The 19,069-nt window shown below is 43.4% G+C and carries 19 protein-coding genes; 14 read left to right on the top strand and 5 right to left on the bottom strand.

The window, feature by feature from the left end; all coding sequences use genetic code 11:
- The first annotated feature begins 125 nt into the window (after positions 1–125).
- The gene (locus K8O68_RS02845; RefSeq protein WP_230895430.1) at positions 126–1,973 is read left to right on the top strand and encodes an LTA synthase family protein; all 1,848 of its coding nucleotides are present in this window, start codon (positions 126–128) and stop codon (positions 1,971–1,973) included.
- A 187-nt stretch (positions 1,974–2,160) separates the two neighbouring features.
- Positions 2,161–2,682, top strand: coding sequence for a hypothetical protein (locus tag K8O68_RS02850; RefSeq protein WP_230895431.1), 522 nt, complete (start codon positions 2,161–2,163; stop codon positions 2,680–2,682).
- 118 nt (positions 2,683–2,800) lie between these two features.
- Here the strand turns inward: K8O68_RS02850 and bshB2 are convergent, their stop codons facing one another.
- Genes bshB2 through K8O68_RS02865 form a run of 3 tightly spaced genes read right to left on the bottom strand, consistent with a single transcriptional unit; the run spans position 2,801 to position 4,832 of the window.
- Positions 2,801–3,460, bottom strand: a complete 660-nt coding sequence (bshB2, locus tag K8O68_RS02855; protein ID WP_230895432.1) for a bacillithiol biosynthesis deacetylase BshB2 — start codon at positions 3,458–3,460, stop codon at positions 2,801–2,803.
- A gap of 30 nt (positions 3,461–3,490) precedes the next feature.
- Positions 3,491–3,841, bottom strand: coding sequence for a YojF family protein (locus K8O68_RS02860; protein WP_230895433.1), 351 nt, complete (start codon positions 3,839–3,841; stop codon positions 3,491–3,493).
- Positions 3,842–3,884: 43 nt separating this feature from the next.
- A complete protein-coding gene (locus K8O68_RS02865; RefSeq protein ID WP_370640474.1) occupies positions 3,885–4,832 on the bottom strand; it encodes an ATP-grasp domain-containing protein in 948 nt (315 codons plus the stop codon).
- A gap of 265 nt (positions 4,833–5,097) precedes the next feature.
- Here K8O68_RS02865 and K8O68_RS02870 point away from each other — a divergent pair, with 265 nt between their 5' ends.
- The gene (locus tag K8O68_RS02870) at positions 5,098–6,051 is read left to right on the top strand and encodes an aminoimidazole riboside kinase (protein WP_230895435.1); all 954 of its coding nucleotides are present in this window, start codon (positions 5,098–5,100) and stop codon (positions 6,049–6,051) included.
- A 148-nt stretch (positions 6,052–6,199) separates the two neighbouring features.
- Complete coding sequence (locus K8O68_RS02875) at positions 6,200–7,660, top strand: glycoside hydrolase family 32 protein (RefSeq protein ID WP_230895436.1); 1,461 nt, start codon at positions 6,200–6,202, stop codon at positions 7,658–7,660.
- A gap of 165 nt (positions 7,661–7,825) precedes the next feature.
- Here the strand turns inward: K8O68_RS02875 and K8O68_RS02880 are convergent, their stop codons facing one another.
- On the bottom strand, positions 7,826–8,188 hold the full coding sequence (locus K8O68_RS02880) for a response regulator (protein WP_230895437.1): 363 nt from the start codon (positions 8,186–8,188) through the stop codon (positions 7,826–7,828).
- A 149-nt stretch (positions 8,189–8,337) separates the two neighbouring features.
- Here K8O68_RS02880 and K8O68_RS02885 point away from each other — a divergent pair, with 149 nt between their 5' ends.
- The 8 genes from K8O68_RS02885 (at position 8,338) to K8O68_RS02920 (ending at position 17,073) form a co-directional block, all read left to right on the top strand.
- Positions 8,338–9,024, top strand: a complete 687-nt coding sequence (locus tag K8O68_RS02885) for a DNA alkylation repair protein (RefSeq protein WP_230895438.1) — start codon at positions 8,338–8,340, stop codon at positions 9,022–9,024.
- Positions 9,025–9,028: 4 nt separating this feature from the next.
- Entirely contained in the window at positions 9,029–9,709 is a 681-nt protein-coding gene (locus tag K8O68_RS02890; protein WP_230895439.1) for a uracil-DNA glycosylase, read from the top strand.
- A gap of 27 nt (positions 9,710–9,736) precedes the next feature.
- The gene (locus K8O68_RS02895; RefSeq protein ID WP_304618632.1) at positions 9,737–10,561 is read left to right on the top strand and encodes an aldo/keto reductase; all 825 of its coding nucleotides are present in this window, start codon (positions 9,737–9,739) and stop codon (positions 10,559–10,561) included.
- A 26-nt stretch (positions 10,562–10,587) separates the two neighbouring features.
- Entirely contained in the window at positions 10,588–11,463 is an 876-nt protein-coding gene (locus tag K8O68_RS02900) for an NAD(P)-dependent oxidoreductase (RefSeq protein WP_230895440.1), read from the top strand.
- A gap of 235 nt (positions 11,464–11,698) precedes the next feature.
- Positions 11,699–13,894 carry an ATP-binding protein gene (locus K8O68_RS02905; protein ID WP_230895441.1) on the top strand — a complete coding sequence of 732 codons (2,196 nt, stop codon included), beginning with the start codon at positions 11,699–11,701 and terminating at the stop codon, positions 13,892–13,894.
- 210 nt (positions 13,895–14,104) lie between these two features.
- Positions 14,105–14,779, top strand: coding sequence for an NAD-dependent epimerase/dehydratase family protein (locus K8O68_RS02910; RefSeq protein WP_230895442.1), 675 nt, complete (start codon positions 14,105–14,107; stop codon positions 14,777–14,779).
- 155 nt (positions 14,780–14,934) lie between these two features.
- Positions 14,935–16,725, top strand: a complete 1,791-nt coding sequence (locus K8O68_RS02915; RefSeq protein ID WP_230895443.1) for a M3 family oligoendopeptidase — start codon at positions 14,935–14,937, stop codon at positions 16,723–16,725.
- Positions 16,726–16,746: 21 nt separating this feature from the next.
- A complete protein-coding gene (locus tag K8O68_RS02920) occupies positions 16,747–17,073 on the top strand; it encodes a YwdI family protein (protein WP_230895444.1) in 327 nt (108 codons plus the stop codon).
- 269 nt (positions 17,074–17,342) lie between these two features.
- On the opposite strand, the gene K8O68_RS02925 is transcribed toward K8O68_RS02920, so the two are convergent.
- Positions 17,343–17,975, bottom strand: coding sequence for a GNAT family N-acetyltransferase (locus K8O68_RS02925; RefSeq protein ID WP_230895445.1), 633 nt, complete (start codon positions 17,973–17,975; stop codon positions 17,343–17,345).
- Positions 17,976–18,107: 132 nt separating this feature from the next.
- On the opposite strand from K8O68_RS02925, the gene K8O68_RS02930 reads away from it, so the two are divergent.
- Both K8O68_RS02930 and K8O68_RS02935 read left to right on the top strand, forming a co-directional pair.
- Positions 18,108–18,407: a hypothetical protein gene (locus K8O68_RS02930; RefSeq protein WP_230895446.1), complete on the top strand. Its 300-nt coding sequence runs from the start codon at positions 18,108–18,110 to the stop codon at positions 18,405–18,407.
- Positions 18,408–18,525: 118 nt separating this feature from the next.
- The gene (locus tag K8O68_RS02935; protein ID WP_230895447.1) at positions 18,526–18,897 is read left to right on the top strand and encodes a DUF423 domain-containing protein; all 372 of its coding nucleotides are present in this window, start codon (positions 18,526–18,528) and stop codon (positions 18,895–18,897) included.
- Positions 18,898–19,069: the final 172 nt, after the last annotated feature.

Consider the following 19,069-nt stretch of genomic DNA (forward strand, 5'->3'; position numbering starts at 1 on the left):
TAAATCTCTAAAAAGGTGTAAATCGAGCTATTTAGTTGAGTCGGATAAGCAAATACTTATATAATATTATTTAAATATTATATGGATATTTTATGGATATTAATATACGGAAGGATTGGCCCAACATGAAAAATTTTCTTAATCAGCACCGCTTTATGTTGTTTTGTTTGGGGATCCTTTGGTTTAAAACATTTTTAGTATCGACGCTTACTTTTAATTTAACAATAAATCAATTTTTAGAAGCTTTAATTTTCCTGTTAAATCCTTTAGCGTTCTTATTAGTTGTTTTCAGTCTGGGTTTACTGCTGAAACCAAAGATCCAAAGGCCCTATTATTTTATTATCAGTATCCTCCTGACCATTGTGCTTTATGCGAATGCGGTTTATTACCGTGAATTTACAGATATTATTACTTTACCGATGCTTGTAATGAGCGGCAATGCAGGGGACTTGAGTACGAGTGTGTTTGAGCTTGTTCAATGGTATGATATTTTCTTCTTTCTCGATCTCATTGTTATAGGATATATATTAGCTAAAAAGCCTGCCTTTTTCACAGTTAATAAGGTTCTGTTCCGGCAAAGCAGGTCAAAATACGCCGTAATGGCTGTAGTAGTTGGAACAATTGTGGTAGCCGGACAGATCGACACGACAGATCACAGAACCCACTCTTTTAACAGGGATAATGTGATTAAAAGTCTCGGTATATATAATTTTTATATTTATGACGCTTACCTTCATTTAACGACGAGTTCGCAGACAGTTTTTGCAGACAAAGACGACTGGGAGACTATTAATGATCATCTGGATATGTACTCAGTTGAACCTGACCGCGAACTGCATGGCGCAGCAGAGGGTATGAATGTTGTAGTCGTCTCGCTGGAATCGGTGGAGAGTTTCGTCATTAACGAAACAGTTAACGGAGAGGAAATAACGCCATTTTTAAACGAGCTTATTGAAGACAGTTTTTATTTCAGTGATGTTTATGATCAGACAGGACAGGGTAAAACATCTGATGCGGAATTTATGGTGAACAATTCCCTTTATCCTCTCGGAAGAGGAGCGGTCTTTCATACTCATGATGAAAACATTCTGACGCCTCTGCCGGGTGCGCTGCAGGATAGAGGGTACTCTACAGCGTCTTTCCATGCCAACGATAAGACGTTTTATAACAGGAATATCACTTACGACATTCTAGGTTATGACCATTTTTACCATATCGACTACTTTGACGTAACAGAGGATAATTCAGTCGGCTGGGGCTTGAAAGACATAGATTTTGTCGAACAGTCCATGCCTTATCTGAAAGAAATGGATCAGCCTTTTTACAGTACCTTTCTGACATTAACGAATCATTTTCCTTATGAGCTTGATCCTGAGGACCATTATATCGAGCCTTATGATTCTGAAAGTGATATAGTCAGCCGGTATTTCCCGACTGTCCGTTATACAGATGAAGCGATGCGGGTTCTTTTTGAAGAAATGAAAGAAGCCGGCCTTTACGAAAATACGATGTTTGTCATGTACGGAGACCATTACGGAATCGCTGACAGCCATTATGATGATTTGTCTGAGTATCTCGGTTATGAAGTGACCGACGACGAAGCGGTTAAACTTGACAGGGTACCGGTAATAATCCACGTGCCCGGAATGGAAGAAGAAGCTTTTACATCTGATACTGTGGGGGGCCACATCGATATTATGCCGACTGTATTAAATTTATTAGGCTTGCCTGAAGACGATCATGTCATGTTTGGAAGCGATCTTCTTTCAGAAGAGCGGGATGACTTTGCAGTTCAAAGAGACGGCAGCGTGATTACAGATGAGTTTATTTATACTAGTGAAACATGTTTTGATGCAGACAATGGAGATATTCTCTCTCTCGAAAAATGTATGGAAGCAGTGAATCGTGGAGAGTGGGAATTATATTATTCCGACAAAATTATTTACAGTGACCTTTTACGTTTTCACGAGTAATGGCATTTTAATATGAAGTGGATTTCTGCAGGCGCTAGTGAATAATATCGTTCATTAGCGCTTTTTTTTCCAGACGTGTACATTTTTTATTCATTTGTGTCATAAAGTATGATAGTATTATATAATTAACTTGTTAAAATCATCCGAATATTTAATTAATTTACAAAAAAGCAGGAGGTGAACGATCATGGTCAGACATTCAAGTCCATTTTCAGGAAGATATTTACGTTATGTGCTTTCAATTTTATTTTTTGCTATTCTAGCCCCGCTCATTTTATGGCAATGGAGTCCATTGTACAGTGTGTTGAGCTTATTGGCAGCTGCAGTGTTGACTGTCGGTTATGATTCTGTAACCCGCCAGATTGCTTTAAACAAAGCTGAAGGGATGGTTAATGAAAAAAGCAGCCTCATCGTCCATGCTGTTAAAATTTCCAGCGACAGGAAAGGTTATTTAGTCATAACTGATAACTTTGTTCTCTTTGTTCCTTTGTGGAAAAAGAAAATCAAAACGGTTCTGGAAACTTCTCAAATCGTCAGGTATGAATTTGAAAGGCAGACCATTGAGATAACCGCTAAATTCCCAAATAAACACCGGACCTTTCAGTTTTGCATAGGCTCTCCCGAGAGAGTAAAGCAGGAACTTGAAGAAAAAAGCGGAAAATCTTTGCCTTACAAATACGATAAAATGAGTAAAAGTGAAGGGGTTTAAAGGAAAGCACCGCCCGCTTACCAGGCTAGTAAGCGGGCGGTGCTTTATATTATTTATGCGGCCTGCCGGACAAGCATGAGAAACTGCATGCTTTATCCGCGGCTCTCAATGCAGGCAGCTACAGAGGGAAGGTCCAAAAGCGTTCAACAATCATACGGTCACGCACGGTTTCATCTTCTTCGAGAAATTGTTTTTTCATCGTGTCGATAACGCCTGATGTCTGGGAGGCATGTGCCTCAATAACTTTCATTTTCTGGTCGGCAAAGTCCGAGACGTCATGTACGATATCCGGCTCGCCTAAGACATCTTCACATCCTTGGGCAAAAGCGATCGCGTGTATTTTAGGGCGTTCTCCTTCAGGGAGCCTTTTAACCGCCTGAACTACTGCTGCCCCTGTGGCATCATGGTCCGGGTGAACGGCGTATCCGGGGTAAAACGTAATGACAAGAGAGGGATTCACTTCTTCAATCACATCAAATAACCTGCTTTGAAGTGCTTCCTGGTCAGCAAACTCCACCGTTTTGTCCCTCATCCCAAAACGTCGTAAATCTTCCACCCCGAGCAGGCGGCAAGCTTCGGTAAGTTCAAGTTTGCGGATTTCAGGGAGCGTTTCCCGATTAGCAATTATAGGCCTCCCCATATTTCTTCCCATTTCTCCTAAAGTCAGGCAGACATATGTCACTGGTGTGCCGGCTCGGGTATGAGAAAGGATTGTACCGGCAACTCCAAAGGCTTCATCGTCTGGGTGGGGAAAAATAACGAGTACGTGGTTTTCCATCCGATCACATCCTTTTAAATTTGATTCTGTTTATTTTGGGAAAGGCTTTTCACTCAGTTCTAAAGCTATAGCCAGTTTTCCGTCGGCGTCATGGCCGGCGAGTAATACCCTGTTCATTTCATCTGTTTCCCATTCGGTCAGTCCTTCTGCATACAGCCAGCCCAGTTCCGTTTCAAGACCTATTCTGTATGGGCCCTTGCCGGTAATCTTTCCTTGTAAGAAGTTGAGCTGAACATTTCTGATAAAAGCTCCTGCGGAGAAGAAAGACTGATTTTTATGTGAGGCATACGCCCCGTTTGTTGTTTCCAGATGAATGTATAAAGACGTGCCAGCCAGTTCTGTTAATTTCTCCTGAACGAGCTGCGGGTCAATTGGTTTCATCTTTCCTTCCTCCTCATTATCCTGATTAAGTTTCTCTATTCTATCATACTAGAAGAGTTTCTAATTTTCCTTTTAAGAACCTTGCCACTTCATTCATTCCGTATACTCCTGCTTTTTCCTGGGCTTGAGGGTTATAATTTGTATTTGTATTCACATCATATGTGAAGGTTTGGCCTTTTGAGTCGGTAATTTGCTCAATGCCAGCAAAAGTAATGCCATTTGCCTTTAAAAAAGCTTCATACTTTTTAATTAGCGGACTTGAAAAACCCTCAATAATTTCAAATTTTGGCCTCGTTGTCTCAGCGGCAGGTTCCGGGCTGTCAGCCGGGCAGAACTGTTCCTGAATATCGCACGCTTCGGCCGGGCACAGTTCGAACCCTTCTGACGTGTCGACCTTTACCGCATATAGAAATTTCCCTCCTACAAACTCACAGCGGATAATAGAGTTGTCGGGAGCATTAATGTATTGCTGGAGCAGCATAATTCCGTCAACAGGCTGTTCAATAGTTCCGCCCTCAACAGCATTCTTTAATGCTTCCGGAGAATCAAACTTATGGACACCAAGGCCTTTCCCGGCACGGTTATGCTTAGTAATAAAAGGAGTGCCGAAATTTTCAGCGGCCTTGATCAGCTGGCTGTTTCCCAGAACAGCAGTCGTTTTTGGAACAGGGATGTCAAATGCTTTTAAAGCTTCATACTGCGCTGTTTTACTTAACTCAAGGTTGAGGGCCTGAGAATTGTTATAAACAGGGCGATTGTGGCTTTCAAGCCAGATTAGAACGGAATGGGCCAGTTCCGGGGCATAACGGTGTCCGCGCGAGTGGGAAGAAGCGCTCATCCGGTTGTAATAAATGCCTTCCGGCGGAGCTTCATCCAAAGGAACCGTCCCTTCGCTTAAATGCCAGTCCTCGAAAGGCACTCCTTCTTCTTCTAATGCTTCGAGAAGCGGTCTCGTCCATTCATCATTTTCATGCAGAATATATATTTTCACATGGGTCATCCTTTCTTTACAGGGAGGTTATCGAACGATTGAGTCTTATTCTTTATTTTAGCAGGTCACTGAAAGTGTGCAAATAAATCCAATCGGATTACTACAAAATGTAATTGCTAAGGCAGCAGAAATTTAAAGTTGGACAAAAAAGGACAATTGCTGTTTTTCCTGTGTGTGCCATTGTCCATAAAGGGAAGGAGACGTATAATAGACAGCATAAATATGTAGATTAGTGAACAATACGAACAGGCAGGAGGAAAAGACAATGACTAAAGGAATTATCAGCTTAGGGGAAGCCTTAATAGATTTTATCCCTCTCGATGACAATAATGAAACGTTTCAGAAAAGCCCGGGCGGAGCACCCGCCAATGTGGCAGTAGGCCTTGCCAGGCTGGATGCTAAAACCTCTTTTTTAGGTAAAGTGGGAGATGACGTATTGGGCCGCTTTTTAAAAGACACACTGGACAGTTACGGGGTAGATACCTCCAACATGCGGTTTACAAAGGATACGCGCACAGGCGTCGTTTTTGTCACTCTTGGTGAAGGAGGAGAACGAAGCTTTGAATTTTATATTGACCCGAGCGCCGACAGGTTTTTAGAAGAAGCCGAGGTGGACGAGTCTTTATTTGACAGTCACAATCTTCTTCATTTCGGTTCTATAAGCCTTATTAGTGAACCGGCAAAGTCAGCTACAAAAAAAGCCGTCAGAACAGCAAGGGAGAAGGGATTGATTGTTTCCTATGATCCTAACCTACGTTTAGGGTTATGGACGAGTGAAGACCAGGCCAGAGAAGAAATCCGCAGCATGCTCGGGGAAGCGGATGTTCTTAAAATTTCTGAGGAAGAACTTGAATTTATCACAGGCGAATCACACATTGAAAAAGGAGTAGCCAAACTTGATGAATTTCACATTCCGTTAATCTTTATTACTTTAGGGGCGGAAGGAAGCTATATCTTTTTAAACGGACAGGCCCCTGTTAAAGTAGAAGCAATGAAAGTGAAAGCTGTCGACACGACAGGTGCGGGCGACGCCTTTGTATCAGGCATTCTTTATCAGCTTCATCTTCTGGAAAAACCTCTGAAAGAGCTGACTGCTGATGAGATAAAAGAGATGGCCCGGTTTGCTTCTGTGTCAGGAGGACTGGCGGCATCCACTAAAGGAGCGATGACCGCTCTGCCGACACTGGATGAAGTAAAAACAAAAATGAGTGAGTACTAATTACAAAAATTAATGTTCTGTTAAAGTCTGTTACTGGTAAAAATGATATTCCCGAAATCTCCGAGACTCCTTCGGGAAAAGCGAGGGGATGCAGGGAATATTAACAATAAAGTTTAACAGAGCCATAATTAAAGGAGTTTAATATTTCATGACTGAGAAAGAAAAGGAACTGCATCAGCGTGCATATACAGAAGTTAAAAAACATCAGGAGCGGGTAAATGCGGACCCTTACAGACAGTCTTTCCATCTGATGCCTCCAGCAGGTCTGCTGAACGACCCGAACGGCTGGATCCAATGGAAAGGGGTCTATCATCTTTTTTATCAATGGAATCCCTTTGCCTGCGCACATGGGGCTAAATTCTGGGGCCACTTTTCATCTGAAGACCTTGTGAAGTGGAAAGAAGAACCGTTGGCGCTCGCCCCAAGTGAATGGTTTGAAAAGAATGGATGCTATTCAGGGAGTGCTGTAGACCATGATGGTAGACTGGCGCTTATTTACACAGGGAATGTTAAAGATGAAGAAGGCAACAGGGAATCTTACCAATGTATGGCCACTTCTTCAGACGGAGTGACCTTTGAAAAGAAAGGTCCTGTCATAGATGAGCTGCCTGACGGATATACGGCGCATTTCCGTGACCCTAAAGTATGGAAACATAACGGCATTTGGTATCTTGTAATCGGTGCACAAACGACAGACAAGCAGGGACAGGCCTTATTGTATAAATCCGCGAACCTTAAAAACTGGATGTTTGAAGGGCCGGTAGCGGGTTCACATATCGGCGGCCTTGAAGATTTTGGCTTTATGTGGGAATGCCCGGACCTGTTTCACCTGGATGGTAAAGATGTGCTTGTCGTTTCTCCGCAAGGCTTGGAGCAGGAAAGCATTTATTATCAGAACACCTATCAGGCGGGTTACTTTATTGGAGAAATGGACTATGAGACGCCTGCCTTTCACCATGGAGATTTTTTCGAACTGGATAAAGGGTTTGAATTTTACGCGCCTCAGACAGCGGTTGATGATAAAGGGCGCAGAATTCTTACAGCCTGGATGGGCGTTCCCGAGCAGGATGAAGAGTATCACCCAACTATTGAACACGGATGGGTTCACTGTCTGACAGTCCCGCGGCAATTATCTGTAATTGGAAGCACACTCATTCAACAGCCGGTTGAAGAACTTAAAGAACTGCGGGAAAATCACGTAGAGCACAAAAATGCAGAAATTGGACAGGAGCCTGTCCAGCTGGAAAACGTAAGCGGGAAATCAGTGGAGCTTTCTATTAACGGCCTGGAAGGCATTGAAGGTATTTTTGAAACGATTTTCCGTGGAGAAGCAAGGCTTGTTTACAATAAAGAAGAGCACCTTCTTACACTTGAGAGAAAGAATATGAAAACCCGGTTGACTGAACAGCGCCATGCGAGGGTAGAAAACTTAAGAGATCTGCAGATTTATATGGACGCGTCTTCTCTTGAGGTGTTTATCAACGGAGGAGAAACCGTCATGACCTCCCGATTTTTCCCTGAAGAAGATGACGAGTCCATCCTATTAAAAAGCTCAGAAAAAACCTCTGTTGCAGTTGAAAAATGGAATCTGCAGGCAATTAACAAATAAAAGCAAATAGCGGTTTTGAGCGAAACTTAGCTTATCGTCCAATATGTAACACCTCACTATTCTTCTCGGGAACGAAGGCGGTGACACCCGGAGGATAAGCGACGTCTGAAAATCCACTTTCCCGAAGCCGCCTTCGGGAAAGTCGGTGAAGACAGCCACTTCCTGTTAACGGGATAAAGCTTTTCCAATGGCTTCTTTAATACGAAGGCTGTCAAACGGCTTAACTATAAAGTCGATGGCCCCTTTCTGAATAGCATCTACAACCATCGACTGCTGCCCCATCGCTGAGCACATAATGACTTTAGCCTCGGGGTCAAAATGTTTAATTTTTTCAAGCGCTTCAATACCATTCATTTCAGGCATCGTAATATCCATAGTGACAAGATCAGGCCGATGCTCTTTGTACAGGTCGACTGCCTGCTGGCCATTCCCGGCTTCACATGCGACTTCGTACCCTGCATCGGTCACCATCTTCTTAAGCGTCATTCTCATAAAAGCTGCGTCATCAGTAATTAATAGTTTTGCCATCCATTTTACCTCCTTTGAATCTATAAAACGGTAATAGTTATTATGATTTAATAAATAGGCTGCTCTTGTGTTATTGAGACAATTGTCTCGTTACCAAAGTCCTTTATATTATGCCATAAATTGGTGCGATAAATAAAGAGGTGTTTACGGTGTACTTAAAAAAACTCGTCTATCTTTTTGAAAAAAACAGGAACACCGGACAGGCAAAACCTATGGCTGAATATATGAAACTTCACTTTCCGTTTCTCGGAATTAAAACTCCAGAGAGAAAGGTGCTTCTTCGTCAGTTTTTTAATGAGACAGGAATATTAAAAGAAAAAGAACTGCCCATTACTTTTTTAAAAGACATATGGGTGCTGCCGGAAAGGGAATACCATTACGCAGTTTTAACTGTGCTTGCAGCAAAGCCGGAATGGCTGGAAGAAAAGCATCTGCCTTTTTTGGAAGAATTAATAACCACTCAATCCTGGTGGGACACTGTAGATACACTGGCCTCAAATATAGTGGGCCCTTTTTTTATCAGGCACCCCGGCCTCGAAGAAGAAGCTGCAGAGAAATGGAAGAGCCACGAAAATATGTGGCTGAGAAGAACGGCGATCTTATATCAGTTAAAATATAAAGAACGGACCAATCAAGAGAGGCTCTTTCATATCATCCGGTTAAACAGCCGGGATAAAGAGTTTTTTATTAAAAAAGCGATCGGCTGGGCGCTTCGAGAATATTCAAAAACAAACCCCCGGCCAGTTGCCTCTTTCATAGATAATGAGAAGCTTGAACCGCTCAGTAAAAGGGAAGGGATGAAGCATATATACCGTCAAAAGAAACAGGAGAGGTGACTGCATGAACCCTTTAAAAAATGACTGGAAAGAAGTCCTGGATGAAGAGTTTAATAAAAACTATTACCTTGAACTGCGCGAATTTTTAAAAACAGAATATACTTATGAAACTGTTTATCCGCCAATGGATGATATTTATAATGCCCTTCACAGCATACCTTATGAAGATGTGAAAGCGGTAATCATTGGACAGGACCCCTACCACGGAGCCGGCCAGGCTCATGGCCTCAGTTTCTCTGTTCAGCCTGGCGTGAAAGTCCCGCCTTCACTAAAAAATATATATAAGGAGCTTCATGAGGATTTGGGCCACCCTGTCCCAGAGCACGGATTTCTGCAGAAATGGGCGGAAGAAGGCGTGTTACTGCTGAACAATGTACTGACTGTAAGAGCGGGGAAGCCCCAGTCGCACAAGGGACAAGGCTGGGAAAAGCTGACTGATAAGGTTATTAAGAAGCTTAATGACAGAGAGCAGCCTGTTGTGTTCATACTTTGGGGGAAGCATGCTCAAGTGAAAGGGGAACTCGTTACCAACAGTCACCACTGTATTATCCAGTCGCCCCACCCCAGTCCTTTTTCAGCGCGAAGAGGTTTTTTTGGCAGCAGGCCTTTTTCACGGACGAATGAATTTCTAAGAAAGACTGGCCAGACCGAAGTGGATTGGCAATTGCCGGTTACAGTGGAATAATAGTGGTCAAATTAGGAGGCAAATCTGATGGAAAACTTACAATCAACCATAACGTTAAACAATGGTATCCGTATGCCCTTGGTCGGGCTGGGAGTTTATAAGGCGGAAGACGGTGAAGAGGTGGTTAATGCCGTCAAAACTGCCCTTGAATCCGGATACAGAAGCATTGATACAGCAGCTTTCTATTTCAATGAAGAAGGTGTCGGGCGGGCTATAGCAGAGTCAGGGATTTCCCGCGATGAGATCTTTATAACTACGAAAGTATGGAATGACGATCACGGATACGATGAAACACTAGCTGCTTTTGAAGAGAGCAGGCGGAAACTGGGAGTGGAAATAATAGATTTATATTTAATCCACTGGCCGGTCACCGGTAAGTTCAAAGAGACGTGGCGGGCGCTTGAAAAACTATATCACGAAGGCAAAGTCCGTGCGATTGGTGTAAGCAACTTTTTAATCCACCATCTGGAGGACCTGCTCGAGGAGGCAGAGGTCGTGCCTGCTGTGAATCAGATAGAGTACCATCCATGGCTTACCCAGTCTGAACTGCATGAGTACTGTAAAGATAAAGGGATACAGCTTGAAGCCTGGAGCCCGTTAACCAGAGGGAGAAAATTTGATGATCCCCGGCTTATGAAGCTCGCTGAAAAGTACGGCAAAACACCTGCTCAGATTTTATTGCGCTGGGATTTGCAAAACGGAGTAGTTACTATTCCAAAGTCTGTTACACCTTCACGAATTAAACAAAATACCGAGCTGTTCGATTTTGAGCTGACAGGAGAAGAGATGGCCGTTTTAAATAACTGCAATGAGGGTTTGAGGTTCGGGCCTCATCCTGATACGTTTGTTTAAATCTGTTAAGGGAGTGAGAGGATACGATGGCTAAAAAATCAATCGGTTTTATTGGCACAGGCGTTATGGGAACCAGCATGGTCCGTCATCTGATGAAAGGGGGCCATCAAGTAGCTGTTTATAACCGTACAAAACGGAAGGCAGATGAACTGATCAAAGAAGGCGCCCAATGGTGTGCATCGCCAGCACAGCTTGCAAGAGAATCTGAAGTCATACTGACAATTGTGGGCTATCCGCATGACGTGGAGGAATTGTATTTTGGCAAAGACGGCATACTGGCTAACGCCGGCGAGGGTACATATGTGGTGGATATGACGACTTCAAAACCTGCACTCGCCCAACAGCTCTATAACGAAGCAAAGAAATATGGCATTTACGCCCTGGATGCCCCTGTTTCAGGAGGCGATACAGGGGCCAGGGAAGGAAAACTTGCAATCATGGCAGGGGGAGACGAATCAGTTTTCAAAGAACTTCTTCCCGTGTTAGAGCTTATGGGAGAAAATATCCGCCTTCAAGGAGATGCTGGAGCAGGCCAGTATACTAAAATGGCTAACCAAATTGCTATAGCCAGTACGATGATGGGTGTTAGCGAAGCGCTTGCTTACGCAAAGAAAGCTGGTCTTGATCAGGAAAATGTCCTGCAGACAATTGAAACCGGGGCGGCAGGAAGCTTTTCATTGTCCAAGCTGGGGCCGAGAATGATTGCAGGCGACTTTGCTCCGGGCTTTTATATTAAACATTTTATAAAAGATATGGCCATTGCGATCGAGTCAGCTGATGAACTGGGGCTTAAAACTCCCGGTCTTGTAGTAGCAAAAAAACTTTACCAGGAGCTGGCTGAAAAAGGAGAAGAAAATTCAGGTACTCAGGCACTATATAAATACTATATGGAAAACTCTTGAAAACAGAGGCCCATTAAGGAAAAGAGTTCCTTTTATGGGTCTTTTTTAATGTTTCACAATTATTAAATTACTATTAATTCCCCTTTACAAACATGTTAAACCCTTATATGATGGTCAAATGAAATTATAAATATATATATGTCGAATTTTTGCGAAAAATGTCGCATTTTAGCACATGTTACAAACGCTATGCATTATAATGATAGATAGAGAAAGTTAATAAGGAGATTTAATTATGTTTCGTACACTGCGGTCCAAACTGCTGTTATTTTTCATACTGATTGCTTTTGTGCCAATGGCAGCAGTCGGTGTGATCAGTTATACAAGCCAGAAACAGGAGATGACACAAAGTGTGGAGCGCTCTTTGGCAATTCAAAGCTACAGTGTCAATCTTGAAATAAAGCGTTTTATGGAAGAGAGGCTTGCTGACGCAGCCTTCCTGGCACAAAACCCTGTCTTAATGGATCCTGAGAGTTCCACTTTGGATATCAGAGACCAATTATATTCTTTTATGGGTGTACATGACCTTTACGTGGATATAATCTTACTGGATGAAAACGGAATTGTCGTTTCAGACACGGAAACGGAAGTGCTTGACCAGGATTTGAGTGAAAGAGAATGGTACCAGGAAGCGCTTAATGGGCATACAGTCGTTTCTGATCTTTATGTGTCACCGCTTCTCGACAAACCGGTGATGGTAGTTGCCTCCCCGATATATAATATGAACCAGGAAATTATCGGAGTTGTTTCACCGACTTTTGATGTAGAAACACTTTACAGCCAGCTCGGTGATTATACAGAAGAGCAGCAGGAGGCTGGATGGGGAGGCTACACCTTCCTTTTAAACAGTGAAGGAGAGGTTGCTTTTCATCCGGACCCTGAAAAAGTATTAAATGTAAACTACTTTCAGGAAAAACAAATTTCCGAAAACCATATTGAAACGAAAATTGAAGACGGGGAACTGGCCAGTGTGGTGGACGGGGAAGTCCACTATTTTAACAGGATCGATCCGTTTCCAGGGTTTATGCATGACTGGTACGTAGGCGTATCTGTTCAGGAAGACGAGTTATACTCGCCATTAAACACCCTTCTCATCAGGTACCTCATATTCTTCAGTCTTGTTTTTCCTGTCCTCACATATGCCGTGTACCGTCTGTCTGATTTTCTGGTACGGCCGGTCAGCCAGCTTGTTGAGTCGACGAAACGGGTGGCAGCCGGGAATCGGGATAACCAGGAATATGTTTATGCTTACGAGGAAGTAAACGATTTAAACACTACATTTGATGAAATGACCCGCCAGCTTGAAGAACGGGAAAGCTCCCATAAAAAGGCCGCTCTTGTTCTTGAGACCACGGACAACGGGGTCTTTGCTTTCGACCGAAAGACAAAGCGGATCACCGTATTTAACCGGATGTGTGAAGAGATGTTCAGCCAGGATAAAAATGATGTAATCGGTATGGAGCTTGATGAATTGATCGGCCAGTCTCCGGCTTTTAAGTCTGTAGTGGAGAGCAGCGGGCTGCTTGAATTAAAAGATGAAGAGCAGGTGCGTTCCGAATATGAAATAGAATGCAAGTGCGGCGGACAGGAGCGGACTTTGTTTCTGAGTCTTTCGACACTTCCGACTCCTGAAGATGAAACGGTAGAGGATGAAATGCTTGTCGTCTTTTATGATTTAACAGAAAAAAGAAAGATGGAAAGAGAGCTGATCCGTTCAGAGAAGCTTAAAGTAGTTGGAGAAATGTCGGCCGGCTTCGCCCACGAAATTAAAAACCCGTTAACGACAATTAAAGGATTTATCCAGCTTTTTTACGAGCAGAACGGCCACGTGAAGGAAAATTACTATCAGTTAGTTATAGAAGAAATTGAGCGTGTAAACAAAATTATGAATGAACTTTTAAACATAGCAAATCCGAATCCGGAAGAGAAAAAGGCTGAAATTAATATCGATCAAATGCTCGAAGATATATTGGCGCTTTATTCGTCTCAGATTTATAAAAACCATGTTGACCTTGAAACGTTCTTCCACGGATCGCTTCCAGCAGTGGAAATGGATGCGAATAAGTTAAAGCAAGTATTCATTAATCTGATCCAAAACGGCATAGAAGCTATGCCCGACGGAGGGAGGATGAATATCCGCACCACGGTGGAAGACGAAACTGAAAATGATTCACATGTGATCATTCAGGTAGAAGACACAGGTGTCGGAATGGATAAAGAAACGATAGAAAAGCTCGGGACGCCATTTTTCACCACTAAAAAAACCGGAACAGGCTTAGGGCTCACAACAAGTTACAGGGTGATCGAAGAAGTAAATGGCGCTCTGAATGTGTCATCTGAACAAGGGAAAGGGACAGCCTTTACTATTTACCTGCCTGCAAAGCCAGCGGTAAAAGGAAGCAGAACATCGGCGGATAAGGCAGAAAAATAAGCACGCTGCAGAACCGGACGCTCATATGATATGAGGCCGGTTTTTTTGTGTCCGGAAGTTAACTCTGGTAAAGGATCAGGCATGAAGAAATTTAAAACTATTTATTTTTTCAACCATTTTATTCTCCAGAGGGCCTGCAGAATCGTTTCTATTTCGAGCCTTTTCATGGTACATTGACAGTACAGAAAATTATGGGAAGAGGTGATCAGATTGAAAAAAGCTGCAGTAGCCGGAGCGACAGGGTTAGTGGGAAGACATATAGTCAAAGAGCTCATTAACAGCCGTAAGTATGATGAAATTCACATTCTGACCCGAAGGAGAACTCCTTTTTTCAAACACCCGCTTGTCCGGGAACATATTGTATCTTTTGAGGAACTGGAAGGAATTGGACCTGTTTTTGAAGAAATAAATGATATCTTTGTGGCTCTTGGCACCACTATGAAACAGGCTAAATCTCATGAAGAATTTATAAAGGTGGATTACACCTATTCACTCAAAATAGCGGAACTGGCTAAAGAATACGGTGCGGATACTTTTACAGTCGTCAGTGCTACAGGGGCAAACCGGGAATCACGTTTTTTCTATAACCGTGTTAAAGGAACTCTTGAGGAGGCGCTTATATCTCTGAATCTGCCGTCTTTACATATTTTCCGCCCATCTCTTCTTATCGGAGAAAGATATGAGTTTCGTGCAGGAGAGAAATCCGCAGAGTGGCTCAGTAAACCGCTGTCGATCTTTATGAAAGGCCCGCTGGATAAGTATAAGCCTGTAAAAGGTTCATACGTGGCGGCTTCCATGTACGCTGTTGCGCAAAAAGAAAGCCGTGGGCTTCACATTTATGAATCACCTTTAATCCAACGTTTAGGAAAAGTGCTTAAAAATTAAGCGCTGTTAGGGAAAACTGTGGGTGTTAAAAACCTGCTCCCGTCCTGCGGGGTCTCTAATCTGCCCCGTTCTTCCGCGGGAGTCTCGCGGGATTTAAAAAATCTGCACTTATCAAAGCCAAAGATGGCAAATACTTTTAAAAAAGGGGTTATTTTATGAGTAACAGATATAGTGAGGTATGGAATTTGGATACAATTTTTCCCGGGGGAAGCCGCTCAAAAGAATTCAAGGCGCATTTAGAAGCGCTGGAAACTGAATTGACTGCTTTTCAGGCAGAAATGGACCGTACGCAGGAAGAGGAGAATGAGGACGTGGACCTCTGGGCAGATTATGTGAACCGGGCACAGGAGGTCGGCAAGAAAGCTAGAGAAGCAAGTGCATTTATCAGCTGTCTGACAGCACAGGATGTGACCGACGACCTGGCCAGACTGTTAGGAGGAAAAACGAAACAGCTCGCCTCGAAATACGCCTCGGTCATGACGACGATTGATGAACAGCTTCTTTCCTTTAACAGCGAGCAATGGGGAGCATTTACGGCAAGGGATGATATGAATCAAATCCTTTTTAATTTAAATGAACGCCGCGAAAACGCGAAAGACAAACTGTCTGGAGATAAGGAAAAGCTTATTCAAAGTCTGTCGGTGGATGGCTACCATGCGTGGGGTGAGATGTATAATACCATTGTCGGACGTATGAAAGTCGAAATAGAAGAAAACGGAGAAACAAAGGCTCTTTCAGTGGGCCAGGCGTCCAATAAACTTTCGGATAAAAGCAGAGAGAAGCGCAAGCATGTCTTTGACCGGTATGAAAAGGCCTGGGCACAAGAGTCTGATTTGTTTGCAAGCACGTTGAATCACCTGGCAGGGTTCAGGCTGGAAACTTACGGCGCCCGCGGATGGGACGAGGTCTTAAAGGAGCCGCTGCAGATTAACCGTATGAAAAAAGAAACGCTGGAAGTCATGTGGCAGACAATTACAGAAAACAAAGAAGCGTTTGTTAAATATATGAACCGTAAAGCTGAACTTCTTGGAATAGAACGTCTGGCAATGTATGATATCAGTGCCCCCATTTCTGAAAACGTATCAGAAGTGAGTTACGATGATGCAGCTGATATGATTGTCAGCCAGTTTAATAAGTTCAGCCCTAAAATGGCTGAGTTTGCACAAAAAGCATTCGATGAGGAATGGATTGAAGCGGAAAGCAGAGAAGGGAAGCGCCCTGGCGGTTTCTGCACCAGTTTTCCGTTGAGTGAACAGTCGCGGATTTTTATGACATATGACGGCTCGGCTTCTAATGTCGCGACACTGGCTCATGAACTTGGCCACGCCTATCACCAGTATGTCATGAACGATCTTCCGCAAATTTCCCAGCGATATGCGATGAACGTGGCAGAAACAGCTTCTACCTTTGCAGAAATGATTGTGGCTGACGCGACAGTTAAAGCAGCCAAAACAGATGAAGAAAAAATCCAGCTGCTCGATGACAAGTTAAACCGTAGTGTCGCTTTTTTTATGAATATCCATTCCCGTTTTCTGTTTGAAACGCGTTTTTACGATGAGCGTAAAAACGGCCCGGTCAGCAAAGAGCGTCTAAATGAACTGATGGTTGAAGCTCAGAAGGAAGCTTACTGTGAATCTTTGAGTGACTATTCACCAAGTTTCTGGGCTTCAAAACTCCATTTTCATATTACCGGGGTCCCGTTTTATAATTTTCCTTATACTTTCGGGTATCTGTTCAGCATGGGAATCTATGCGAAAGCATCAGAAGAGGGAGCGGCGTTTGAAGAGAAATACATTGACCTTTTGCGCGACACCGGCCGTCTCGAAGTGGAAGAACTGGCAATCAAACATTTGAATGTGGATCTGACAAAACCAGGATTCTGGCAGAAAGCGATCGATTTCCTGAAGCAGGACCTCGATACATTTATGGAATTAACCAGGAAATAAGTAATTAGTGGAGGGAAGACTATGGAGATTCCTGCAAAGCTTGTTCTTCGAAAGATGGAAGAGGAACTGGCTAAATTAAAGCACGCAGTGAATGAATCCGGTAAAACAGATGACTACCGCCAATACGCCCAGGCGCTGAAAACTTACTGCGATCTGATACTTGATTCGGAAGATCGGACAGCAGAACAACCATCAGGTGATGTCCGCCAGCCTTCAGCAGCAGACATTAAAATGATGATGGGCGATATGGAAGAAGACCGTCCGGCTGCTAAAACCGGCAATAAAAAGAAACAGACGATTTATGACAAGAGCGATGAACCGGAAAGCGACAGCCTGTTTGATTTTTAAAATGCTTTGATTAAAGTAAATGTTGATTTTAAAATAAGGGTTGATAGTAGCGCAAGGTGCGAGACTCCTGCGGGAAAAGCGGGTTCAAGGGAGACCCCTCAGGCGCTTTTGCGCCGAGGAGGCTCCCGAACCGCCCGCGGAAAGCGAGCGTCCTGAAGCGAATATCAACATCAAAGTTTAATTTGTGGTACCATAACAAAATCAAAATAAAAAAGTGCGTTCCTTATGGAGCGCACTTTTTAAACGGCTGAAAAATCCGGCAGCACGGGTCACACCTGTTTTTTAGAAGGATTCTGCCATTCGACTATCACAGCGTAGTTGAGAGATTCGTGATCTTCCACATACCCCGGTATCACCTGTAAAGGGCTGAGGCCTTGAGTGAGCATGAATGACAGCACGAGATCAGTTAACTCTCCCGACGTGACTTTATTGACATATTCCACCGGCGACATCTGGTCGGCGTATGTGTGAAAGCCCGGGATTCGGCAGCCGGCAATATACCGTGAAAGCTCTAACTCCTGTACAAGGTGTTTTCTCGCTTCGTAAAGAGCCTTGGCGACGCCTTTCCCCCTGAAGGCAGGACGTACACAAACATCAATACCGTAAAGTGTATCCCCCCCTGGATCATGAGTGTTTTTGATAAACCCATTATCAGCTGCTTCCTCCCATGTATGAAGCGACCCGTCATAGCGGGTGATTAATGACGTAGCCGATCCTGCCGGCTGGCCATCGAACCTGGCGAGCATCGCCCCCTGGGGGAACGTTTCTGCGTGCGCAGCAATATGCTCTTTGCTCCACCATAATTCTTCCGGAAAAGGGGGAGGGAAGGCTTCTTTTTGTATAGTTAAAAGCTCGTTAAAATCATCTATAGTGTATGGATGAACCGTTATTTTTTCAGACATGTTTCATCGGTCCTTTCATATGGTATAGCCTGATTATAGAAGATAGAACCGCTGTACGGCAAAGGATTAAGTACATAATTTTTAAATAAAAAATGCAAGCTAAACGTATCTGGAAAAGGGAGGAATGACAACATGATAAACGGTATACCAGGTCTGCCGATCTTCTTTGGCTATATCGGCGAAAATGAGGACGCTTATGCGAAGCTTTATGAAGCTCAATATGAAATGTTTGTAAATGGAGACTATGTAGGAGACCATACGCTTTATGCGGAAAAAGAAGAGGCGACAGATATAGCAGACTTTTTAGAAACTCAGGGCTTCAGTCATATTGAAATAGATGTGGAAGGAGATCATATTCTGATCAACTGCCAAACTGAAAAGGATGCTGAACGGGTTGAAGAAGCTGTAAAAGTTTTTCTGCACAACCGGTAAAAATAGGGCGAATTAAAGGGGGCTGGCTCAGTTTAAGAAGCAAGTCCCTTTTCTGGCTGTTGGGCATATGGTATGTTATGGGAGTGAAATATGGTCATTGAACTGAAAGGAGAAAACCATGAAATTATTTTTGCTGCTTGGAAGTTTAAATGCCTTCTTGTTTGTTGCCATTGGAGCATTTGGCGCTCATGCTCTTAAGGAGCGTCTCGAAACAGGGGGGTACCTGGAAACGTTCCAGACTGGTGTGCAGTACCATATGATTCATGCACTCGCCCTGATTGCTGTAGCCATTCTATCCAGATATCTGTCAGCGACCGGGCTTGTCCACGGGGCAGGCTGGGCATTTGTTGCGGGTATTATTTTATTCTCAGGAAGCTTATATGCCTTAAGCTTAACCGGAATTCGTGTACTTGGAGCTATCACCCCAATCGGAGGCTTGGCCTTTCTGGCAGGCTGGGCTCTGCTGTTTGCTGCTGCGTGGATGGAATAATAACAACTGAACGTATTACCAGACAGGCTTTCATAGTAAATGAAAGCCTGTCTTTTTATTCTGGAATTAGTTGTAAAGCAAGGCCTTGCGCGTTTTGTTTAAGCCAGCGGGTTTTTATATAAGTTAACTATTGATTTTTAGTAAACGAAATTATAAAATGTTTATATAAATA

Source organism: Salipaludibacillus sp. CUR1 (assembly GCF_021028955.1).
Taxonomy (GTDB): Bacteria; Bacillota; Bacilli; order Bacillales; family Salisediminibacteriaceae; genus Salipaludibacillus.

Coding starts and splice junctions, on each gene's coding strand:
- K8O68_RS02845 (WP_230895430.1), top strand. CDS start 126: ATGAAAAATTTTCTTAATCAGCACCGCTTTATGTTGTTTTGTTTGGGG.
- K8O68_RS02850 (WP_230895431.1), top strand. CDS start 2,161: ATGGTCAGACATTCAAGTCCATTTTCAGGAAGATATTTACGTTATGTG.
- bshB2 (WP_230895432.1), bottom strand. CDS start 3,460: ATGGAAAACCACGTACTCGTTATTTTTCCCCACCCAGACGATGAAGCC.
- K8O68_RS02860 (WP_230895433.1), bottom strand. CDS start 3,841: ATGAAACCAATTGACCCGCAGCTCGTTCAGGAGAAATTAACAGAACTG.
- K8O68_RS02870 (WP_230895435.1), top strand. CDS start 5,098: ATGACTAAAGGAATTATCAGCTTAGGGGAAGCCTTAATAGATTTTATC.
- K8O68_RS02875 (WP_230895436.1), top strand. CDS start 6,200: ATGACTGAGAAAGAAAAGGAACTGCATCAGCGTGCATATACAGAAGTT.
- K8O68_RS02880 (WP_230895437.1), bottom strand. CDS start 8,188: ATGGCAAAACTATTAATTACTGATGACGCAGCTTTTATGAGAATGACG.
- K8O68_RS02890 (WP_230895439.1), top strand. CDS start 9,029: ATGAACCCTTTAAAAAATGACTGGAAAGAAGTCCTGGATGAAGAGTTT.
- K8O68_RS02895 (WP_304618632.1), top strand. CDS start 9,737: ATGGAAAACTTACAATCAACCATAACGTTAAACAATGGTATCCGTATG.
- K8O68_RS02900 (WP_230895440.1), top strand. CDS start 10,588: ATGGCTAAAAAATCAATCGGTTTTATTGGCACAGGCGTTATGGGAACC.
- K8O68_RS02905 (WP_230895441.1), top strand. CDS start 11,699: ATGTTTCGTACACTGCGGTCCAAACTGCTGTTATTTTTCATACTGATT.
- K8O68_RS02915 (WP_230895443.1), top strand. CDS start 14,935: ATGAGTAACAGATATAGTGAGGTATGGAATTTGGATACAATTTTTCCC.
- K8O68_RS02920 (WP_230895444.1), top strand. CDS start 16,747: ATGGAGATTCCTGCAAAGCTTGTTCTTCGAAAGATGGAAGAGGAACTG.
- K8O68_RS02925 (WP_230895445.1), bottom strand. CDS start 17,975: ATGTCTGAAAAAATAACGGTTCATCCATACACTATAGATGATTTTAAC.
- K8O68_RS02930 (WP_230895446.1), top strand. CDS start 18,108: ATGATAAACGGTATACCAGGTCTGCCGATCTTCTTTGGCTATATCGGC.
- K8O68_RS02935 (WP_230895447.1), top strand. CDS start 18,526: ATGAAATTATTTTTGCTGCTTGGAAGTTTAAATGCCTTCTTGTTTGTT.